Origin of the sequence: Malonomonas rubra, from assembly GCF_003247215.1 — a bacterium.
In the GTDB taxonomy this organism is placed as follows: domain Bacteria; phylum Desulfobacterota; class Desulfuromonadia; order Desulfuromonadales; family Geopsychrobacteraceae; genus Malonomonas; species Malonomonas rubra_A.
Genome location: NZ_QKAP01000129.1, coordinates 1 through 5,065, shown reverse-complemented (window position 1 = coordinate 5,065; position 5,065 = coordinate 1). Strand labels below are relative to the sequence as shown.

Genomic DNA, 5,065 nt, shown 5'->3' with positions numbered 1-5,065 from the left:
CTCAATAAAAAAAGATGTGGTCCGTAAATCGGACCACATCTTGTGTGGTTTGGCACCCCAAGCCGGACTCGAACCACCTAGTTTTATCTACTATTTAGCCCCTCACAATGCTGGATAAAATGGATTGGCTGAAAGGTGAATTTCTTATTGCCCCTGACACCTAAGAAAACCTTCTGAGAGACTCTCTAAGAGTTCACTGAGTTTGATCAGGTCAAGCTTGAACTACTATAATTTATTCACTCCTCACCGGGCCATCTCTTCAGACAATATACGCATTGTTCGACCCCATGGGGAACAGTGTCTCGCAACTTCTCACGGTCACGTTGAACTCCGCAGCGTTTGGGGGATGGGAAACGATGCAGAGTATTGTCTTTAACAAAATAAAGCATGCCTTCCTCCTCATCTCCTTCCAGTGTTAACTGTTTTGCGCTTCTAATTCCGCGATACGCTCGCGAAGTTGCTTCTCCTTTTGGTGACGCTCGGATACATCACGCATGATCGCAGCAACTCCAATCGGTTTACCGTCATCGCCCGTCAGCATTACGATAGAGAACTCTGTCGATAATCGATCACCGTCAGCATTTGTGGCGGGCACGGCAAGCAGTTTCGTACCGTAGCGGGTTTCTCCGGTCTTCATAGTTTTGTGATACCCTTCCCAGTGTCGTTCACGCAGCTTTTCCGGGATGATAATATCAAGTGATTGCCCGATGGCCTGCTCAGCTTGAAAACCGAAGATTCTCTCGGCGCCACTGTTCCACAAGCGGATAATCCCCTCGCGGTCAGAAAACATAATCGCATCAGGTGCCTGTGCCAGTATTTGCTGACTCATTGTGTTGAGATCGAGATTGCTCATTGACTTTTCCTTTGTCGAAGGCTTCTGAATATAATCTCAAAGCAGCACAGGATATCTGGCTTCAAGATATTCTTTTAACGCAAGAGCGTTGTTCCATTTGGCTTTGGAGCTGTAGACAAGAGTCACGTTCTGACCTGTAATCATGTCTACCAGATTCATCACCTCATTTATATTGCTGTCCAACTCCTCAAAATATCGCCGCTTGAACTCAGGCCATTCCTCATAATCATGGCCATACCACTTGCGCAACTCATTCGACGGCGAAATTTCCTTGGCCCAAAAACCAAGCCTGGCTGATTCTTTCGAAATTCCCCGAGGCCAGAGACGATCTACCAGTACCCGGAAGCCATCCTCATCCGCCGGCGACTCGTATGCGCGTTTTAAACTGATCGCCATTTACGGATTCTGAATGTAAGCGTTCTTCCTCGTGTAGAACCACCAGTTGAGTACCAGACATACGAAATAGAACACGGCAAACCCATAAAGTGCATATTCCGGGGTCGTCGCCTTGATCTGCTCCCCGAACACCTTGGGGATGATAAAGGCGCCGTAGGCCGCAACCGCCGAGGTCCATCCGAGCACCGGTCCTGCCTGCTCCTTGTCAAAGATGATGGCGATAGAACGGAAAGTCGAGCCGTTGCCAACACCCGTGGCCGCGAACAGAATGATGAACAGGATCAGGAATGGAACAAAGTAGCCTTCCGGGGTCGCCGAGGCGTAGGCGGCCTTCATGAAATAGGCACAGCCAAGGGCAGAAACAATCATGACGATCGAGACCCACTGGGTGACGATGGCGCCGCCCAGCTTGTCGGCGATTTTGCCGCCCACCGGGCGGATCAGTGCACCGATGAATGGCCCCATCCATGCGAACATCAAGGCACTCGGGCCATTCGGGTTGACTGTGTTATGGGTCATCACGCCGTCGACCAGAACATGTGTAAAACCAAAGATAACCTTGATCGACAGAGCGAACGCAGCCGAATAACCAATGAAGGAACCGAAGGTCATGGTGTAAATGACCGTCATCGCCCAAGTGTGCTTGTTGTTGAAGATCTTGTACTGCCGATCGAGATTGGCCCGCAGTTCACCACGAGTCAGGTATTTCATACCAAAGACCGTCGCGGCAATAACCAGTGGCAGCGCTACCCATTTACTGAGCAAGCCGAGTCCGATCGGCGCGGGAAGCAGCAGGTAAAGACCGATGCTTGCGGTAACGAAGGCAATCAGCAGCAAACCGGAGATTTTTACGAAGGCCTTGACTGTGTTGCCGATCTTTGGCGAAACGGTTTCCGTGGTGATGTTATTCATGCCGAAGAAGCCGGCAAAGGCAAGCGGGACCAACAAAACCAGCCAGATATAACCGGCATTATGGATGTAGGTCGGAGTCCCGGCGGGGATCTTGCCAATCAGGGTACCGCTGGTGTTGATCAGGGTCTGCGGCTCGCCACCGAACAGGCCGAAGGTCATCACCAGTGGAATCAGAATCTGCATGGTGGTGACGCCGAAGTTGCCAAGGCCTGCATTCAAACCGAGCGAAGTCCCTTGCACCCGTTTCGGGAAAAAGAAGCTGATGTTTGACATCGAAGAGGCGAAGTTGCCGCCGCCAATCCCCGAGAAGAGTGCCAGCAGGTAATATACTTCGATCGGCGTCCCCTGATTCTGCAACGCGATGCCCGTCCCGATCGCCGGAATCATCAGCAACGCGGTCGTAAAGAAAATGGTATTACGTCCCCCGGCAATGCGGATCAGGAAGGAACTGGGGATACGCAGGGTTGCCCCAGTCAAACCCGCGATTGCCGAGAGCGTAAAGAGCTGCGACTGGCTGAACGGGTAGCCGAGGTTGATCATCTGGACCGTGATAATGCTCCAGTAGAGCCAGACAGCAAAACCGCAGAGCAAGCTGGGGATCGAAATCCAGAGGTTGCGTGTAGCGATCTTCTTTCCGGTCGAATTCCAGAACTGCTCGTCTTCGACGTCCCACTTGTCAAGGTTAATGGACATGTCCAGCCTCCTTCGCATCATCTTCCAAAATAGTTGATTGTTCCTGTTCAATTTTCTGCATATCTTCAGGGTGCTTTTCGCGCATCATCTTCTGGACGGTAAGATGCATCCAGAGCAGGCAAACCAGCGAGAGAGCGAACATGAACATCCAGCAACTCGTCCACAAGCCCGTCCATTCAAGCAGATAACCAAAGATGATCGGGCAGAAGAAACCGCCCAGTCCACCAAGTACGCCAACCATGCCGCCGACCACTCCAACCTCTTCAGGGAAGTAGTCCGGGATCAACTTGTAGACCGCCGCTTTGCCGATCCCCCAAATGCTGCCAAGCAGAATAACGAAGACGGCGAATATCCAAACGTTGGCCTGGAAAAAGATCCGGGTAACGCCTTTGGCCAGCAGCTCCTTTTTCTTTACTTGTTGACCGATTTCTACGACCGGTTCCTGCCACGCCTGCTTGGTCGGGAAAACCAGCAGCTCGTCGTCTGTGTTGGATACGATCGGTTCAGGTTTCTTCTTGATCGCGTATGACATCTCGCCGACGACAACCGTCTCAGAGGTTATCGCTGTCACCGTCCCGCCACGCTTGGCCATCACCCCTCGCCCCGGCGAATAAATCTCCATCTTGGGGATGATCACCAGGAAGCTGATCAGAACTGACGCACCCAGGACCCAGTACATGACGGCGCGGCCACCGAATTTATCGGAAAGCCAGCCGCCCAATGCCCGGATCACACCAGATGGCAGGCTGAATGCCGAGGCAAACAGACCGGCGGTGACCAACGGCAGATAGTAGACATTGACGAAATATGGAACCAACCACTGCGAGAATGCTACGAAGCAGCCGAACACCAGGAAATAATAGAGGCCGAATCTCCAGACCTTGATATCCCTTAGCGGGGTCAGCATCTGGCTGAAGCTCTTGGTCGATGAGGCCGGTTTCTTGTTGTCAGCGAAGATGAAGAAGATCACCCCCATTGTGGCGAGCATGATCGCGTAGTAAACCGGCAACTCGCGCCACCCTTCGAGATTGGCGCCGTTATTGGTCAGTTTGTTCAACATGGTCGGAGCCAGCATCGTTGTCAGTGCGGCCCCAGCGTTGCCGGCACCGAAGATACCAAGAGCCGTTCCCTGGTTCTTGCGGGGATACCAGACCGAAGAAAACGCAATTCCGATCGAAAAGCTCACCCCGGCCAGGCCGAAACCGAAGCTACACAACGCGAAGGTCATGAAGCTGTCGGCTTTGGAGAGCAGGAACATGGGGATGGCACAGATGAACAGCAACGTACCGTAGACCGGCTTGCCACCAAACTTGTCTGTCAGCATCCCCGCCGGCAGTCGAAAGAGAGAACCGGTGAGAACCGGGATTCCCATCAACCAGCCAATCTCGACCGGTCCCCATTTGAAGACCTGATTATCAGCCAGGAATGTCACAAGTACGCCGTTGAACATCCAGGCGGCAAAACAGACCGTGAATGCCAGCGTATTAAGAAAGAGAACCTTATGCGATTGTGCGGTAACGGTTTCCTGCATACCTTCCCCTTTGGTTCAATAAATTATGATGCCTGATTACCAGTCCGTTGCTTGTACCAGACGACAACCTGCCATGGCCGCGCCAGGTAACCGATCGGGACACTCACAACGTGTACGAGGCGCGAAAACGGGAACAGTGCAACGATCAGAAATGCATTGAAAGCATGCAGTTTGACGACTCCCGGCAAAGCGGCAAGATATTGGATCTGCGGGTCGAGCTTCAGCAGCGACCATAGCCATGGCGATGCCGTATGCAGATACCAGACGGAACCCCACCGCAGGGTAAAAGCTATGTAAACGCCTGTTGCAACCTGAAGCAGCAGCGCTGCCAAGACCAGCCAATCGATCACCGTCGTGACGGAAGATACCCGGGCATTGCCAATCCTGCGGAAAATCAGCAAAGTAACTGCAATCATCGTGCTGATACCGAGGGCCAGACCGGTGACTTCGAGCAGGTAGAGTCGCAACGGGCTGCCCAGTAGAACGCCCCATCCTGATGGCACAAGGAAGGCCAGAAAATGTGCCAGCAGGATCAACAGAATCGCATAGTGCCAAGGGACTGATCCCCAGAAGAGGACTCTGCTTTCCAGGAACTGGGAGGACTGTGACGACCAGGAGTAACGATCTATGCAGTACCGGTAAATGCCAACGCCGACCATCAACGCCACCGCCACATAGGG

Annotated in this window: 5 protein-coding genes; all 5 read right to left on the bottom strand. The window is 52.8% G+C overall.

Translation table 11 applies throughout. The annotated features are described in order from the left end of the window. Window positions 1-415: 415 nt before the first annotated feature. Window positions 416-853: a PAS domain S-box protein gene (locus Q7J88_RS13430; protein ID WP_303722746.1), complete on the bottom strand. Its 438-nt coding sequence runs from the start codon at window positions 851-853 to the stop codon at window positions 416-418. Between the two features lie 36 nt (window positions 854-889). Next, window positions 890-1,249, bottom strand: coding sequence for a DUF488 domain-containing protein (locus Q7J88_RS13425; protein ID WP_303722745.1), 360 nt, complete (start codon window positions 1,247-1,249; stop codon window positions 890-892). After that, window positions 1,250-2,854 (bottom strand): antiporter, encoded by a 1,605-nt coding sequence (locus Q7J88_RS13420; protein ID WP_303722744.1) that lies wholly within the window; start codon window positions 2,852-2,854, stop codon window positions 1,250-1,252. Continuing rightward, the gene (locus Q7J88_RS13415) at window positions 2,844-4,385 is read right to left on the bottom strand and encodes a nitrate/nitrite transporter (protein WP_303722743.1); all 1,542 of its coding nucleotides are present in this window, start codon (window positions 4,383-4,385) and stop codon (window positions 2,844-2,846) included. The genes Q7J88_RS13420 and Q7J88_RS13415 overlap by 11 nt, the downstream gene beginning before the upstream one ends. A gap of 23 nt (window positions 4,386-4,408) precedes the next feature. Beyond that, window positions 4,409-5,065 (bottom strand): respiratory nitrate reductase subunit gamma (gene narI, locus Q7J88_RS13410; protein ID WP_303722742.1); only part of this gene is annotated, 657 nt, incomplete at its 5' end.